At 72.4% G+C, this 15,108-nt stretch carries 15 protein-coding genes; 6 read left to right on the forward strand and 9 right to left on the reverse strand.

Annotated features, from left to right (window positions below):
- The first annotated feature begins 26 nt into the window (after positions 1 to 26).
- Positions 27 to 512, forward strand: coding sequence for a GNAT family N-acetyltransferase (locus ACIBJH_RS06265; RefSeq protein ID WP_399115678.1), 486 nt, complete (start codon positions 27 to 29; stop codon positions 510 to 512).
- Here the strand turns inward: ACIBJH_RS06265 and ACIBJH_RS06270 are convergent.
- Together ACIBJH_RS06270 and ACIBJH_RS06275 are read right to left on the reverse strand one after the other, a co-directional pair.
- On the reverse strand, positions 474 to 977 hold the full coding sequence (locus ACIBJH_RS06270) for an AAA family ATPase (protein WP_399115679.1): 504 nt from the start codon (positions 975 to 977) through the stop codon (positions 474 to 476). The two genes, ACIBJH_RS06265 and ACIBJH_RS06270, sit on opposite strands and share 39 nt — an antisense overlap.
- Complete coding sequence (locus tag ACIBJH_RS06275) at positions 971 to 1,933, reverse strand: phosphotransferase enzyme family protein (protein WP_399116365.1); 963 nt, start codon at positions 1,931 to 1,933, stop codon at positions 971 to 973. Before ACIBJH_RS06275 ends, ACIBJH_RS06270 begins: the two co-directional genes overlap by 7 nt.
- On the opposite strand from ACIBJH_RS06275, the gene ACIBJH_RS06280 reads away from it, so the two are divergent.
- The gene (locus ACIBJH_RS06280) at positions 1,878 to 2,018 is read left to right on the forward strand and encodes a hypothetical protein (RefSeq protein ID WP_399116394.1); all 141 of its coding nucleotides are present in this window, start codon (positions 1,878 to 1,880) and stop codon (positions 2,016 to 2,018) included. The two genes, ACIBJH_RS06275 and ACIBJH_RS06280, sit on opposite strands and share 56 nt — an antisense overlap.
- A gap of 13 nt (positions 2,019 to 2,031) precedes the next feature.
- Here ACIBJH_RS06280 and ACIBJH_RS06285 read toward each other — a convergent pair whose 3' ends face one another.
- The 5 genes from ACIBJH_RS06285 to ACIBJH_RS06305 form a co-directional block, all read right to left on the reverse strand.
- The gene (locus tag ACIBJH_RS06285; protein ID WP_399115680.1) at positions 2,032 to 2,793 is read right to left on the reverse strand and encodes an ABC transporter ATP-binding protein; all 762 of its coding nucleotides are present in this window, start codon (positions 2,791 to 2,793) and stop codon (positions 2,032 to 2,034) included.
- On the reverse strand, positions 2,790 to 3,563 hold the full coding sequence (locus ACIBJH_RS06290; RefSeq protein WP_399115681.1) for an ABC transporter permease: 774 nt from the start codon (positions 3,561 to 3,563) through the stop codon (positions 2,790 to 2,792). Before ACIBJH_RS06290 ends, ACIBJH_RS06285 begins: the two co-directional genes overlap by 4 nt.
- Entirely contained in the window at positions 3,560 to 3,856 is a 297-nt protein-coding gene (locus ACIBJH_RS06295) for a hypothetical protein (protein WP_399115682.1), read from the reverse strand. Before ACIBJH_RS06295 ends, ACIBJH_RS06290 begins: the two co-directional genes overlap by 4 nt.
- Before the next feature lie 11 nt (positions 3,857 to 3,867).
- Complete coding sequence (locus ACIBJH_RS06300; RefSeq protein WP_399115683.1) at positions 3,868 to 4,587, reverse strand: ABC transporter substrate-binding protein; 720 nt, start codon at positions 4,585 to 4,587, stop codon at positions 3,868 to 3,870.
- Between the two features lie 129 nt (positions 4,588 to 4,716).
- The gene (locus ACIBJH_RS06305) at positions 4,717 to 5,637 is read right to left on the reverse strand and encodes an ABC transporter substrate-binding protein (protein WP_399115684.1); all 921 of its coding nucleotides are present in this window, start codon (positions 5,635 to 5,637) and stop codon (positions 4,717 to 4,719) included.
- 385 nt (positions 5,638 to 6,022) lie between these two features.
- Here ACIBJH_RS06305 and ACIBJH_RS06310 point away from each other — a divergent pair, with 385 nt between their 5' ends.
- Positions 6,023 to 6,907: a sulfurtransferase gene (locus ACIBJH_RS06310; RefSeq protein WP_399115685.1), complete on the forward strand. Its 885-nt coding sequence runs from the start codon at positions 6,023 to 6,025 to the stop codon at positions 6,905 to 6,907.
- Between the two features lie 131 nt (positions 6,908 to 7,038).
- On the opposite strand, the gene ACIBJH_RS06315 is transcribed toward ACIBJH_RS06310, so the two are convergent.
- A complete protein-coding gene (locus tag ACIBJH_RS06315) occupies positions 7,039 to 8,136 on the reverse strand; it encodes a M12 family metallopeptidase (protein WP_399115686.1) in 1,098 nt (365 codons plus the stop codon).
- Between the two features lie 97 nt (positions 8,137 to 8,233).
- On the opposite strand from ACIBJH_RS06315, the gene ACIBJH_RS06320 reads away from it, so the two are divergent.
- The gene (locus ACIBJH_RS06320) at positions 8,234 to 10,111 is read left to right on the forward strand and encodes a LuxR C-terminal-related transcriptional regulator (RefSeq protein WP_399115687.1); all 1,878 of its coding nucleotides are present in this window, start codon (positions 8,234 to 8,236) and stop codon (positions 10,109 to 10,111) included.
- A gap of 209 nt (positions 10,112 to 10,320) precedes the next feature.
- Here the strand turns inward: ACIBJH_RS06320 and ACIBJH_RS06325 are convergent, their stop codons facing one another.
- Complete coding sequence (locus ACIBJH_RS06325; protein ID WP_399115688.1) at positions 10,321 to 12,924, reverse strand: CHAT domain-containing protein; 2,604 nt, start codon at positions 12,922 to 12,924, stop codon at positions 10,321 to 10,323.
- 109 nt (positions 12,925 to 13,033) lie between these two features.
- On the opposite strand from ACIBJH_RS06325, the gene ACIBJH_RS06330 reads away from it, so the two are divergent.
- Positions 13,034 to 14,470 carry a S8/S53 family peptidase gene (locus tag ACIBJH_RS06330; RefSeq protein WP_399115689.1) on the forward strand — a complete coding sequence of 479 codons (1,437 nt, stop codon included), beginning with the start codon at positions 13,034 to 13,036 and terminating at the stop codon, positions 14,468 to 14,470.
- On the forward strand, positions 14,467 to 15,105 hold the full coding sequence (locus tag ACIBJH_RS06335; protein ID WP_399115690.1) for an RNA polymerase sigma factor: 639 nt from the start codon (positions 14,467 to 14,469) through the stop codon (positions 15,103 to 15,105). The genes ACIBJH_RS06330 and ACIBJH_RS06335 overlap by 4 nt, the downstream gene beginning before the upstream one ends.
- Positions 15,106 to 15,108 lie beyond the last annotated feature (3 nt).

A 15,108-nucleotide genomic window follows, 5' to 3' on the forward strand; every position in this document is an offset into this window, starting at 1 on the left:
CTTCTCGACTCTGAACGCTCTCTGCCATGATCGATGCCATGGCCGTCCGTATCGAACCTGCCGATGTCACCGACCTCCACCAGGTATTGGAGGACCACGCACGCTACTGGGGAGAGCGTGACCTCCGCGCGCTCCATCTGACCGCGCTGGTGCAGGAGTTCGGGTCCACCTGTCTGGTCGCCCGCGCCGACGACGGCATCCGTGGTTACCTCTTCGGGTTCGTCACGCCGGACCACACGGGATACGTACACCTCGTGGCGACCCGGGACGACGCACGTGGCACCGGTCTGGGACGCGACCTGTACGCAGCGTTCGTCGAGGCCGCAGGACGGCACGGCGCGGTCCGCCTCAAGGCCATCACCTCGGTCACCAACGAGGGGTCGATCGCCTTCCACCGCACCCTCGGCTTTGATGCGCGCGTCGTGGAGGACTACGACGGGCCAGGCCGACCCCGCGTCGTCTTCACCCGCGGACTACCGTTCGGTCAAGGCTTCGAGAAGCGAGGCCAGTGAGTCCTCCGGCCCCTGTCCAGACGTGTCGACCACGATGCGGTCGCGGTTCCACGGCTCGTACTCCCGGCCGACGACCTGCTCCCAGTCGGGCAACGGCAGATCCGGGATGTCGATCGACCGCGAGGCCACGCGCCGCCGGTGCTCGTCCGGGTCGGAGCAGACGATCTCGATCTCCACGGCGGGCACACCCGCCCGCACCGCCGTGTCGCGCCAGGCGTCCCGCGTGACGCTCAGCGGATTGACGGACTCGGCGAGCACGGTCAGCCCCTGCCGCAGATGTTCCTCGGCCAGGGCGTATCCCACGAGGTAGCCCACCGGGCCCACCGGATGACGGGCCACCCCGGAGCGGACGATGGCCTGCTCGATGGTGTCGACCCTGAGGTGGACGGCACCGATGCGGGCCGCGAGGAGACGCGCCAGCGTGGTCTTGCCGGTGGCAGGGAGGCCGCCGATGCTGATCAGCATGCCGGTACCCGGCGCCGCAGCAGATCCAGCAGTCGCCGTCCGCCCTCCCCGGCGAACCACTCCGCGTGCCCCACGTAATACTCGTACGCCAGCCGGGTGTTCTCCGCCGAGCGCGTGACGCCGTGGAAGTAGCCCAGCTCGGAGAGCGCGAACTCGGCGTGGACCAGGGGGAGTAGCGCGGGGAGCGCCTTCGACTCGGCCGGACTGAGCGGACGTATGGACTGGTAGCCGTCGAGGAGTGCAAGCGCGTCCTGCTCGCGGACCGGGAAGCCGGGCTGGAGCCACTGGACCGTGTTGCGTTCGATCGCGGTGGCCAGGTCGTGCACGGCCGTCGTGCGGTCGCTCATCCCGAAGTCCAGGGCCGTCGCGACCGAACCGTCCTCGTTCCAGAGGAGGTTGGAGGCGTGCCAGTCGTTGTGGGTCCACAGGGGGGCGAGCCTGGAGAGGTGCGGGGCCAGATCCTCGTGCAGGGGGAGCAGGGCTCGTTGCATGGGAAGTCCGCCAGCCCTTTTGCCAGTTGGGGGCGTTCGGCCACATACCGTTCCAGCTCCGTTTGCGGGTCGGGCGAGGCGAACACCGTGAACGACGCCACCAGCGGCTGTACTTGACGGCGCGGGGCGTCGAAGCCCTCGGCCGCCAGATGCAGGCGGGCCAGCGCCTCGCCAGCCGCGCGCGTGGGCGGAGGTGCGAAACGGGGACCAGGACAGGGCGTCGCGGTAGAGGTCCGTGCCGGCGCCGGTCGAGTGCACCTCGTAGGTCCACTCGCCGCGTGTCACCGCATCCAACACCTCGACCACCGGAGCGCCGCGCAACCGCAGGTGTCGTAGGAAGGCGTGTTCCTCGGCCAGGCTCTCCAGCGTGCGTACGGAGGCGTGGTGGCGCTTTACGAAGAGGCGGCGGTTGGACCGTTCCACGACGGCCGCCGCCGACAGCGGGCGCGGGCTGCGCCAGACCACCCGGGACGGTCCCACGATGTCCGTGACCTCGGTGTCCGTCAGCGGCGGCCAGTCGGGGGCGACCGGGTCGGTGCCCAGGCCGTGAGCCAGGTGTGAACTCACGGTGTCTTCACCGCCGTTGTGCCGCGCAGGGCGTTCAGCACGCGGCGCTCGGTCGCGGCGAAGTCCGGGTTCGTGAAGTCGTCCGCGCCGCGCGGGCAGGCCAGCGGGACCTCCACGCGGTCGACGATCGTGGCCGGGCGGGGGGACAGGACGTGGACCGTGTCGGCGAGCAGGACCACCTCGCGGATGTCGTGCGTGACCAGGACTACCGTCCAGCGGTGGCGCTGCCACATGCCTGCCAGCCACAACTGCATCTCCGTGCGGGTGAGGGAGTCGAGCGCGCCGAACGGTTCGTCGAGCAGGAGGACCGGTCGCTCCAGGACCACCGTGCGCAGCAGGGCCGCGCGTTGCCGCATGCCGCCGCTGAGTCGGGACGGGTACGCCTTCTGGAAGCCGTCGAGGCCGAAGTCCGCGAACAGGGCGTCGGCCCGCCGCCGTGCCTCCTTCTTCCGAACTCCCTGTGCCTCAAGGCCCAGTGCCGTGTTGTCGAGCACCGTCCGCCAGGGGAAGAGGAGGTCCTTCTGCGGCATGTAGGCGACCTTGCCGGACTCCACTCCGGCCGGTTCGCCCTCCACCAGCACCTGGCCGGACGTGGGGCGGTCGAGGCCGGAGACCAGGTTGAACAGCGTGCTCTTGCCGCTCCCGCTCGGGCCGATGACCGCCGCGAACTCGCCTGGCTCGACGGTGAGTTGGGGGTTCCGCAGAACCTCCAACGGCCCGAAGGACTTGCCGACGCCCTCGATGCGCAGACTGCTCATGACGACGTGTCCTCCTTCAGCGCCCGTTCCCACGGGAGTACCAGTCGTTGCAGCAGGTAAGTCGCGCCGAACAGGGCGATGCTCAGCGCGGCCGTCACCGCGACCGCCGCGAAGACCAAGTCCGTGCGGAACGCGCTCTTCTGGGCCTGCATATAGATGCCGAGGCTCGCCTCCGCGCCCGCGTACTCGGCGAAGACGGCGCCGACGACGGCGTAGGTGATGCTCACGCGGAGTCCGGCGAAGAAGTAGGGCATCGCGCTCGGCACCCGGACCAGCCGGAACGTCCGCCAGCGGCCCGCGCCGAGCGAGCGCAGCAGGCGCATCGCCTCGCGGTCGGTCGCGGCGAAGCCCGCCGCGAGGTTCGCGGCGAGCGGGAAGAACGTCGTCAGGGTCACCACCAGCATCTTCGGCAGCAGTCCGAAGCCGAACCAGATGATCAGCAGCGGTGCGACGGCCACGATCGGGATGGTCTGCGAGGCGACGAGCAGCGGGTACAGACCCCGGCGGGCCGCCGAGGAGAAGTCGAGGAGGACGGCGACCAGCCAGGCCGCCGCGAACGACAGCGCGAAGCCGAGCAGCGTCTCCTGGAGGGTGGGCAGCGTCTGGTCCCACAGGTCCTGGCGGTTCAGCCAGCCCTGCTCCACCACCCGGGCGGGGGAGGGGAGCGTCGTGGGATCGACGCCCGCGGCGGTGACGTAGAGCTGCCAGCCGCCGAGGAGTACGGCGAGGACGAGAAGCGGCGGCCACAACGACCGCAGCAGCGGCCTCACTTGGCGTCCGGGAGGTAGGCGTTGGTGAAGTACGTCGATGCCTTGGGGGCGCTCGTCAGCTTCTTGCCGTTGGCGTCGACCAGGAGGCCCGCCTTGTACTCGAAGTCCGCGAAGGCCTGCCAGCGCTCCGCGCTCTGCGTGCCGATCGAACCGTCCGTGCCCTTGTAGTAGTCCTTGGCGAGCAGCGCCTCGCTCTCCTGCACCAGCTTGGTGTTGGTGAGGACGCTCTTGTTCGCCGAGATCAGCAAGTCGGCAGCCTGGGACGGGTGTTCGGCGGCGTAGCGGTAGCCCATGTCGACGGCTGTCAGGACTTCCTCGCCGTCTCCGGGTTCTTCTTCAGGAACTGGTCCGAGGACGCGACGAGGGTCGAGTAGATCGCCGGGAAGCCGTAGTCGGAGAGCTGGAAGTTCTTGAGCGGCTTTCCGTTCAGCTCCGCCTCCAGGCCCTCCCAGGTCGGCATCGGCATCGCGAAGTCCGCCTTGCCCGCGTAAAGCGCCTGGTACGCCGAGGTGTTGAGGGTGACCTGCTTGAAGTCGCCCTTGCCGCCCGCGTTCTGGATCACCTTCTGCAGCAGCGGCTTCTCGTACGGGGCGCCGAAACCGGCGTACGTCTTGCCGTCCAAGTCCTTCGGCGAGGCGATGTCGCTGCGGTCGGCGCGCACGGCGATCGTCACGTCCGTCTTCTGCGTCACCGCGTAGACGGAGGTGATGTCCTGGCCCGCCGCCCGGGCCGTGGTGATGCCCTCCTGGTACGAAATCCCGAAGTCCGCCTTGTGGTTGGCGATCAGGGTCTCGGGCGCGGTGGAGCCGTACGGCACGATCTTCACGTTGATCCCGGCAGCCTTGAACCAGCCCTTGGCCTGGGCGACGTAGATGCCGGTGTGGTTGGTGTTGGGCGTCCAGTCCAGGGCGAGCGTGACGGCCGTGGTGCCGTCCTTCGCGGCGGCCGTGGAGTCGGCGGAGCAGCCGGTGACGGCGAGAAGGGCGGTCGCGGCTATGGCGGACAGGGCGGTACGGCGATGCATGTCGGGTCCTTCGAGGGGTGGGAGGGCTGGCGGGTCGGTCCGGTCAGGGCCGACACAGCGCGCTGCCCACCCGCATGAAGTCGACGGCGAGGCGCCGGGTCAGCGACCGCGCCTGGCAGGCCAGGGCTCTCATGTGGCCACGTCCAGCAGGCCGTTGGTGAACGACTTCGCCCAGTCCCGGTCGTCCGGGATCGCGCCGTTCTCGGCGAGCCAGTGCGCGTACGGACCCATCCGGCCCTCGTCGATCACACCCCAACGGCCCTCCGGGTCCGTCCATGTGGGCGCGATCAGCGCGAGTGAACGGGCGATCAGCGGGCGCGGGAAGTACGGGATGACGTGCTCCAGCAACTCCAGGGTGGCGTCCGGCTCTTGGGCCGCCGCCGCGTAGCCGCGGGCCGTGACGGCGAGGAAGTCCCGTACCAGGGAGGGGTGGTCGGCGAGCAGTGTCTCGTTCGTGCCGAGCAGGTAGCTGTGATAGCGCGGGGCGCCGATCTCGTCGACCGGCCAAGTCAGCCGCTGCTCCTCGGGCAGATCGCCGCGCAGCGCGTCCCAGGACCAGTAGTTGCCGAAGGTGGCGTCGGCCTCGCCCGCCGCGATGTCGTCCACGGTCAGCTCGCGCGCACCGGCGTCCACGCTGGTCACGGCGTCCGGGTCGCCGCCGTCGGCCGCCACCAGGTGGCGCACCATGGCCCGGCCGCGCGGGGTCGGGTTGTAGGCGATACGGCGGCCGGCGAGGTCGCGGGGGCGGGTGATGCCGGTCGACGTGGTGGTCTGGATGGCCTCCAGGCCCCGGTGGTTGATCGCGGAGACGGCGATCAGGGGCTGACCGCGCTCCGCGCGCCGGGCCAGCAGCCGGTTCGGCGGGAAGATCCCGAAGTCCACCTCGCCCCTCGCCAGGTACTCCAAGGTGTCCCCGCGTCCCGGATCCTGGACCACCAGCTCGACGTCGAGCCCGGCCTCGGCGTACCAGCGGCGGGCGCGGGCGACGTACAGACCGGCCGAATTCGGCCACGGGTGGAAATAGTCCAGCATGACCCGCATGTGCGGCATGGGGGTACTCCGAAACGTGCGCAGGCGTGACGGCGCCTGAAGGGAGGGGGAGGGGGTGCGCGAAGGCGGTGGATCAGTGCATGCGACAACAACAGGAGCGGCGCGCCGGGGAGTTGACCACCGGGTGCTGGGGCTCGACTGTTGTAGACACGTGAACTCCTACGCGGGCGCTGAGGCGCGAGTGGTGCGGTCGGCGTCCCCATGGGGACCGGACTCTCGACGAGCCGGTCCCAGACGCCCTCTCAGCCCAACCGGGTAGGGGCTCCCGCGTAGATGGCCGAACGACAACCGCACCACCCGGATTCTGTGCAAGCCTCGTCCGAAATACGGGACGGCCATGCCCGATGGGTGAGACGCCCAGGTGGCGGGCGTACGATCGGCCGCCATGACCACCTCCCTGCTGCCCGGCCCCCTGGTCGACGACACCTGGCTCGCCGCGCATCTCGACGATCCCCGGCTGGTCGTCCTCGATGCCACCGCGCTGCTGCCCTCGCCCCGTGAGGACGGCGACTACCGCTCCGCGAGCGGGCGCGGGACCTGGGCCGAGCGGCACCTGCCCGGATCACGACACGCCGATCTGACCGGCGATCTCTCCGACCACGAGGCGCCGTACCACTTCGCCGTGCCGTCCCCCGGCATGCTCGTCGCCGTGCTGGCCCGGCTGGGGGTGGGGGAGGGCGTCGAGGTCGTCGCGTACGACAGCGGCGGTGGCATCTGGGCGGCCCGCATGTGGTGGATGCTCCGGGCGATCGGCGTACCGGCGGCGGTACTGGACGGCGGTCTCGAAGCGTGGGAGGCGGCCGGCCGTCCGCTGGCCGCCGGGGACGACACCGACCCGGCGCCGGTCGTCCGCCCCGTGACGCCCGTCGTACGACCGGATCTGTGGTCCGGGATCGAGGACGTGGCCGCCATCAGCCGCGGCGAGCGGCCCGGCACCCTGGTCTGCGCGCTGCCCCCGGGCGGCTACGACGGCTCCGTGCCCACCCGCTACAGCCGCCGCGGACACATCCCCGGCAGCCGCAGCCTCCCGGGCCGGGGCCTGCTGGACGCCACCGGGCACATACTGCCCGAGCCCGAACTCGCCGCCAGGGTCGGAGCCGTTCTCGACACCGACGACTCACCGGTCGTCCTGTACTGCGGCGGCGGCATCTCGGCCGCGGGCGCCGCACTCGCGCTCACCCTGCTCGGCCGTACGGACGTGTCCGTGTACGACGGTTCACTTGAGGAGTGGTCCAAGGACCCCGCCCGGCCACTGGAGTTGGGGCCCTAGAACGGTTCGGCGGCTGAACACAGCGGCGTGGCCGAGGCTCGTATCCCTCCCCCGAAGGCTACGAACCTCGGCCGCTTCCCCCGGCGCCGGACTTGTGGTCCGTCCGCCCGCGTGCGGCTGTACCCGTGCTGTTACCAGCACATCACTGCGGTGTCCCCCGACCCCCACGTGGAGTACAGACGCACACGGACGAAGTAGCGGCGGCCCCTGACGAGCCGGACCTTGAGCGTTGCGTTGTGCGGTGTTCCCCCGTCGTCCTGACCGGCGAGGAAGCGCGGTTCGCCGTCCCGTTCCTCGAAGACCACGACGACCGTGTCGCTGTCCCCGAAGGCACCGACGGCGTACTCGCGCGTCTGGGTCGGCTCGATCGTGAAGTCGGCCTGCTCGCCCGGCCCCAGCCGCAGCGGCGCCGAGCGGAACGGCACCAGCTCGGCCGGCCGGGGAGGGCCGACGGGCGGGTACCAGCGCAGCACGAACTCCTTGTCCGCGGAGGAGAGACCGCCGTGCGGGTGCAGGCCCGTACGGTATTCCTCCGGCTCCAGGACCAGGCCCGACGCGAACGGGTACTCCATGATCGACTGCGGGTCCCAGACGGAGCCGTTGACCTCGTCCGGGTCCAGCTTGCGCAGGATGTTGAACAGGGTCCGGTCCCGGCTCCAGAAGTTCGGCGGGCCCGCCAGCTCGGCGTACACGGCCTCGTCGTCCCAGTGGATCCCGGCGAACGGGCTCTGGTGCTCGTGCAGCATGCCCAGCGCGTGCCCGATCTCGTGCAACGCCGTGCCCCGCTGTCCGGGCGCGGTCAGGTCCCAGCCGAAGTTCATGGTGCGGTCGCCGAGACCGACAGTGAGCGCGTCGCGCCCCACCGCCGACCAAGAGCCGTCACCGGCCTGGAACCCGATGCGCAGCTCCGCCTCCGAACGGTCGGTGACCTCGGCGAAGCCGACACCGATGCCGAGCCCCTGCCACTCCCGGAAGCACTCGCGGACGACGTCCTGCTGCTCCTTGGCACCGGCCCACGGCACCCGCCGCAGCTCGCCGGTCCCGGGCACCGGGATGACGGACGTGTCGGCGGCGGCGGAGTTGTCGACGTCGAAGAAGTAGTAGTGCAGGACCGTGCCGTTGACCCACATCCGGCTTCCGCCGACGAGCGCACCGCGCCGCTCCGCGGCCAGTCCCGGTCCGAACTCCGGGGCCGGCTGCTGCGCGAGGGAGCAGTAGCGAGCGGTCATGCGACCAGAGTGCCGTTGACCGTACCCGGGCGCCTGAGTCGAGGGCTACTCAAGTCACCCTGTATCAGGGATGAGTAGCCCGGCTCATATCTGTGTGATGACTTTCGAACGGGACGCGAAGACCCTTGAACTGCCCTGGCCGTTCACCGGCCGGGAGGACGAACTCGAACTGGTCCGCGGGTCGTTGACGGCCGGCCGGCACGGCATCGTGGTCTCCGGCCCGGCCGGCCGGGGCAAGACCCGGCTGGTCACCGAGGCCGTCCGGGGCGGCGACTGCGTCCGTGTCACCGGGACACCGGAGACCCGCACGCTGCCCTTCGCCGCGTTCGCCCACCTGCTGTCCGAAAGCGTCTCGCTGCACCGAGCGGTCCAACTCCTGTCCGGAACACGGCTGTTGCTGATCGACGACGCCCACCTCCTCGACGACTCCTCCGCCGCCCTCGTCCACCAGCTCGCCGTCCACGGCCGGACCCGCCTGGTGGTCGTGGTGACCGACGGCAACCCCGTGCCCGGCGCGGTGTCCCGCCTGTGGACGGGCGAACTGCTGCCGCGCCTCGCGCTGGAGCCGCTGCCCCGCGAGGAGATCGCCCAGTTACTGGCGGCGGGCGCCGGCGGCCCGCTGGAACCCCTCACCCTGAAGCGCCTCCACCACCTCTGCCAAGGCGATCTGCGCCTGCTGCGCGACCTGTTCGGCGCGGTGCGCGAGCGCGGGCTGCTGACCCGGGCCACGGACACCGACGAGTGGGCCTGGCGCGGCCCGGTGCCGGTCACCGCCACGGTCCGCGAACGCACCGCGCAGGTCATCGCCCGCGCCGACCTCGACGAGCGCGAGAGCCTCGAACGCCTGGCCTTCGCCGAGCCGTTGGCGCCCTCGCTGGACGACTTCGACCTCGACATCCTCGAACGCCTGGAGGCCGAGGACCTGATCCACGTCGACGACCGCGGCGCCGTCCACCTCACCCACCCCCTGCACGGCCCCGCGCTGCGCGCCGCCGCAGGCCGGCTCCGGGCCCGCCGCCTCGCCCGCACCCCCGGCCAGTGCGTCCCGGCCCTCGCCGCCGAACGCGCCGCGCTCACCGACCGCATCGACCGGACCGACGTACGGCCGCTGCCGACGCCGGTGGGGGAGTGGCTGGTGGCCGAGGGCGCACCGGTACCGGCCGGGTACGCGGCCGTGCGCGCCCGGTTCGCGAGGCTGCGCGGCGAACTGCGCGAGGCCGCGGCCTGGGCGCGGGAGGGCCTGCGGGAGACCCCGGCGGACCGGGCCTGCGGGGTCGAACTCGCCCTGGCCGCCGCCCAGTCGGGCGATGTCCCGGACACCGGCGAGACCCTCGCCCACCGCCCCGCGACCGGCTGGCTGGCGGCGGCCAGGGGCGATGTGGAGACGGCCCGCGAGACCGTCGCCGAGGCGCTGACGCCGGACCGGCGCGGGGGCACCGCCGAGGACGGCAGGCCCGCCGCCTACGCCCTCTACGACGCCGTACGCCTCGGTGCTCCCGAACGCGTCGCCGGCCGGCTCGCCCGGCTGCCCGGCGACGGACCGGCCGTCCTCGCGCGGCACGCCGAGGCGTTGGTCGACGGGGACGGGCCCGCGCTGGACCGGGTGGCGGGGGAGCTGGAGCAGCGCGGGTTCCTGCTGTTCGCGGCCGAGGCGCACGCCCAGGCCGTACGGGCGCACCGCGACCCTCGCGCCGCCCGCATGTCCCGCACCCGCGCGGTCGCGCTGGCCCGCCGCTGCCAGGGCGCCCGCACCCCGGCCCTTTCCGGCCTGGTGCTCGGTGAACTCACCGCCCGCCAGCGGCAGATCGTCACCCTCGCCGCCGCGGGCCTCAGCAACCGACAGATCGCCGAACGCCTCACCCTCTCGGTCCGCACCGTCGGCAACCACCTCTACAGCGCCTACGCCCGCCTCGGCGCGAGCGACCGTGGCGCGCTGTCGTGGCTGGTGGAGTTGCCGACGGCGCGGTCGGCGTGACCGGTGCGCTGCCGGGGCGGCCGGTGAGGCCGCTGCGAAGGGAGTGAGTGCCCGGCTTGTGGCGTGGTGGACGGTGTCGCCCGGGGGTGTGGCCGGGGTGTGGGGCAGGGGCTCTGCCAGTTGGCGCGAGCGACCGTGGCGCGCTGTCGTGGCTGGTGGAGTTGCCGACGGCGCGGTCGGCGTGACCGGTGCGCTGCCGGGGCGGCCGGTCAGGCCGCTCCGAACGCGGTGAACGCCCAGCCCGTCGCCTGGTGGACCGCGTCTCCCGGCAGCGCGGCCCGGGCGTCGCGCAGGGCCTCCGCCAGGGACAGGCCCGCGCTGAGGCCCTTGTGCAGGGCGAGCATCAGCGGGACCACGGCGGCGTCGTTGACGGGGGCACTGCTCGCCACCACCCCCGCTGTACCCAGCGGGAGCAACGCCGTCACCAGGCCCAGGAGTTCGTCCGCGCCCACCGGGGCGAGGCGGGCGGTGTCGCAGCTGGAGAGGATGATCCGGTACGGGCTGCGGGCCAGGCGTTCGAAGTCGTGGACGATGAGCGGGCCGTCGGCCATGCGAAGGGACGAGAACAAAGGGCTGTCCGCGCGGAACGTGCCGTGCGCGGCGATATGGGCCAACGTCGCGCCGTCCAACTCGGCCAGCACCCGGGGGACTTCGGCGTCGTCGTGCTCCAGGACCGTCGGCCTGCCGTAGCGGTCGGCCAGGTCCGGGACTTCCGCGCCGCCGGTCGCCAGACCGGGCCCGCGCACCAGCACATGCCGTCCGCCGGGCGGCGGCCGGGTGTCCAGGGCGCGCAGCCAACTGCCCGCCGACGGCGACACACTGAGCACCCGCTCGCGCAGCGAGGGCAGCAACGCCCAGGGAACGCGGTGGAGTCGGCCCGGCGGGACCACCACCACCGGCCCGGAGCCCAGGTGTTGGGCCGCCTCGCCCAGGAGCAGTTCCTCCAGCCGCCGGCCCGCCGCCTCCACCACCGGGAGCCTCGCGTCCGCGCCGGGGTGCGCAAGCCGCCGCAGCCCCGCCTGCACGTGCTCCGCCTCGGCCATCGCCTCGGAGAGCAGGCCCGCCGCGAACCGCCGGACCCGCCCCTGACCGCACAGCAGGGCGTGCACCCGTCCGTCGACCACGGCGAGTTCCACCAGCCGCCCCTCACCCAGGCGCGCCAGCAACCGAGTTGCGTCGAAGCGCTCGCCCTCGCCGGGGGCGTCGCCGCGCATATGGAGGGTGCGGGAGCGGATCTCCCGTTCCAGGCGCCGCTGTTCGCGTTCCAGGGCCGGTACCGGGTGGCCCTCCATCCGGGCCTTCTCCGCGCGGGCGGCGATCTCGCGGAACGCCGTCAGACCGCTGAGCAGGGCCGGGTCGGCGGGCGGCCGGGCGGGCGGGGTGGACAGCGCGGTCGCCCGCCAGCGCTCGCTCCACGCCAACAGCCGTCGCGGACCACCGGAGTCGAGGCTCGCCCGTTGCGCGAGCGCCGCCAGCTCCGCGCCCTGGGCGGTGGCCCGGGCCCGCAACTCCGAGGCGCCCAGCGTCGTACGGTGGTCGTCCAGGACGTCGAGCCCGCGCCGGCAGGCCTCCAGCACGCCGCGTCCCGAACCGGCGGCCTCGGCGCGCAGCGCCTGTGCCGCCCAGCCGGTCATCCGGGCCAGCGGGGGACCGCCGCGTCTGCTGCGGGCGGCCACCGCCAAGTGCCGTTCCGCGTCCGCCGTCCAGCCCAGCGTCAGCGCTATCCGGCCCGCGAGCAGCGCGGCCTCCGGCGCCGAGGGGGACCCGAACGCGGCCAGCCGGCCGGCCACCGCGGCGGCGTCCGCGACCAGCCGGCCCGAGGCCCGACCGGCCGCCAACCTCGCCTCGATCAGCACCAGTTGTGCATGCGTCTGCCACCAGGTGCGGCGCTGCGCGGCGAACAGCCGTACCGCCACGGCCGCGCGCGCGATCGCCGTGGGCGGATCGTCCGCGAGCCGCGCCGCCCGGGCGGCCACCAGCAGCAACTCCGCCTTGCGGGTGGACTGTCCGCCTATGCCGTCGAGCAGCCCGATCGCCGTGTCCGCCTGGGCGAGTGCCTCCGCGGCCAGGCCCGCGCTCAGCAGTACCTCGCACCGGCGGATGGTGAGCATGAAGGTGGGGGTGGTCAGCTTGGCGTACATCTCCTCGGCCTCGTCGAGGAGTTGGAGCGCGACCGGGATGTCGCCCGAACGGAACGCGGCCAGGCCCCGGCTCTCCACCGCGTCGGCCTTGTCGTGCTCCTGGCCGGTGGTCTCCCACAGCCGCTCGGCCGCCGTGAAGTCGGCGTCGGCCCGGTCCACCGCGCCGAGCGCCAGATGCACGGTCGCCCGCAGGGTCAGCGCCCGCGCCGTCCAGATCACGTCCTCCGTCTGCCGCAGCACGGGGATCGCCCGCCGTACGTCGTCCAGCGCCTCCTTGTGCCGGCCCAGCACCCACCAGACGTAGGCCCGCAGATACAGGACGCGCGACCTGGACTGTTTGCCGCCGCGGGCGATGCCCCGTTCGAAGGCCGCCAGACCCTGCCGGGTGCGGCCCGCGTGCACCAGAGCCACCCCGAGCGTGCCGAGGACGTCCGCCTCACGGTCCGCCGACTCCGCGCGCGCCGCCAGGTCGCGGGCGCGCCGCAAGTGCTTGAGAGCGAGCCGGAGATCGCCGAAGTCCCGCTGCCAGATACCGATCACATGGTGGGCCACGGAGGCCTGGAACGGCGTCGGATCGCCGTCGAGGACCTCCCTCGCCCCGGCCAGCGCCTCGCTCGGAGCCGCGAACACCATCGGCAGCAGTTCGAGAACCGGGTCGCCATCCGCTGTCACTCCTCGGATGGTAGTGGCCCCCGGTGCACACCACACGTGTTTGGCGCTGTATCAAGTAACGGCCCGCGGGCTCTGATTGACGACCGCCGCCCCAGTGGGAGGACACGCCATGGCACCACAGCGATTCCACGAGCAGTTCGACCAGATCCAGCGCTCGATGCCCGACATCCCCCTCGCGATGGGACCGGACGACTCCGCCGAGTTCTTCTACGAGAAGGGCGTCGTGCTAGCCCGCGACGGCGAGGAGGCCCGCCTCGTCGAGGACACCGTACGCACCCACTTCACCGAGGCCACCGGCCTCACCGCCGACTCCGTCCGCAGGGCCGGACCCGAGACCAACCGGTCCGGGATCACCCGCATCCAGGTCGGCGACCCCGCCCACGGCGACCGGCGCGGCGACCGCGCCGTCGCCAACGCCCTGCGCGCCCTGCGCGAACCGGAGGGCCGCGCGGGCCGCCGACTGGTCAGCCGCAACCACGTCGTGTCGATCGCCGTGAACGCCTGTCCCGGCGACGAGCCCGTGCCCGCCCCGCTCGCCCAGGGCGCCAACCCCGTACCCGTGGAAGCCGGTTACGACGCGGACACCGCCGTCGACGTCCTCGTCATCGACACCGGACTCATGCACGACTACCGGTCCTACCCGCTGCTGGCCCACGTCCAGGGCGACCCGCAGATCAAGGAGACCGACGCGGCGGGAGTGCTCCAACAGTACGTAGGGCACGGCACGTTCATCGCCGGGCTCGTCGCGGCCGTCTCGCCCAACACCGAGGTGACCGTCCGCAACACCCTCAACGACGCGGGCGCCATCCTCGAATCGGACTTCGGCGAGGCGCTGTTCGCCGCCGTAGACCAGAACGGCTGGCCCGACGTCATCAGCCTCTCCGCCGGCACCAGCAACGGCCGCACCGACGGCCTCCTCGGCGTCGAGGGCTTCATGCAGGCCCTGCGCGCCCAGCGCACCCTGCTCGTCGCGGCGGCCGGCAACAACGCCAGCGCCACCCCCTTCTGGCCCGCCGCCTACGCCGACCTGCCCGACTACCAGGACGTCGTCCTCTCGGTCGGCGCACTGCGCGGCGACGGCGAGCACGGCGCCTGCTTCAGCAACCACGGCGCCTGGGTCAAGGCCTACGCCCCCGGCGAGCGGCTCGTCGGCCCCCTCACCGGCTTCGACGCACCGACGCCGTACACCTACCAGCACAGCACCTACGACGCCTGCCGGTTCGGCTTCACCTACTCCTGCACCTGCCAATACCCCGCCCACACCGGGGTGTTGAGCCAGCAGGGCGCCAACTCGGCCGGCAGGCCCGACCAGGTGATGTTCGAGGGGTTCGCGCACTGGAGCGGGACCTCGTTCGCCACCCCCGTCGCCGCCGGCCTGGTCGCCGCCTACATGACGGCCAACAAGGAGAGCGACGCGCGCACCGCCCGTACCCAACTCCTCGCGGCCAACACCGAGTACGCCGAAGTGCGCGGGGCGCATGTACCGGCGCTGCGCCCGCCCACCTGGCGCCCGGTCCCCGTCGTGCCGCTCTCCGCACCGGCATGAGGGCCGGAACCATCCCCTCCACGGCGTACGATGACATGCCGTACACGAGGGGTGGCACCGTGGACCGTGCAGAAGTCGGCGCGCTCGTCCGGTCGGCAGTCGACGGCGACGCGGCGGCCTGGAAGGCGCTCGTGGAGGGGCTCAGCCCACTGGTCTGGTCAGTGGTCCGCGCCCATCGGCTCTCCGACGCCGACGCCGGCGAGGTGTACCAGACCGTGTGGTTCCGCTTCGCCCAGCACCTGGGCCGGATCCGGGAACCCGACAAGGCGGGCTCCTGGCTGGCGAGCACCGCGCGCAACGAGTGCCTGAAGGTGATCAAGGGACTGCGGCGGCTCATGCCCACGGACGATCCCCAACTCCTCGACCGCGTCAGCGAGGAGCGCACCCCCGAGCAGTCGGTCCTCGACTCGGAGGAGGCGGCCTCCGAGGCCGAGCGCATCCGCAGGCTGTGGCAGGAGTTCGCCGAACTCGGCGAGCGGTGCAGGCAGTTACTGCGCGTCCTGATGGCCTCGCCGCCACCCAGCTATCAGGAGGTGTCCGCCGGTCTGGGCATCGCCGTGGGCAGTATCGGACCCATGCGCCAGCGCTGTCTGCGCCGGCTACGAGCCCGACTGAACGCCGGGGAGGCGCTGTGAACG

The sequence above is a fragment of the Streptomyces sp. NPDC050548 genome, from assembly GCF_044457385.1.
Lineage (GTDB): Bacteria > Actinomycetota > Actinomycetes > Streptomycetales > Streptomycetaceae > Streptomyces.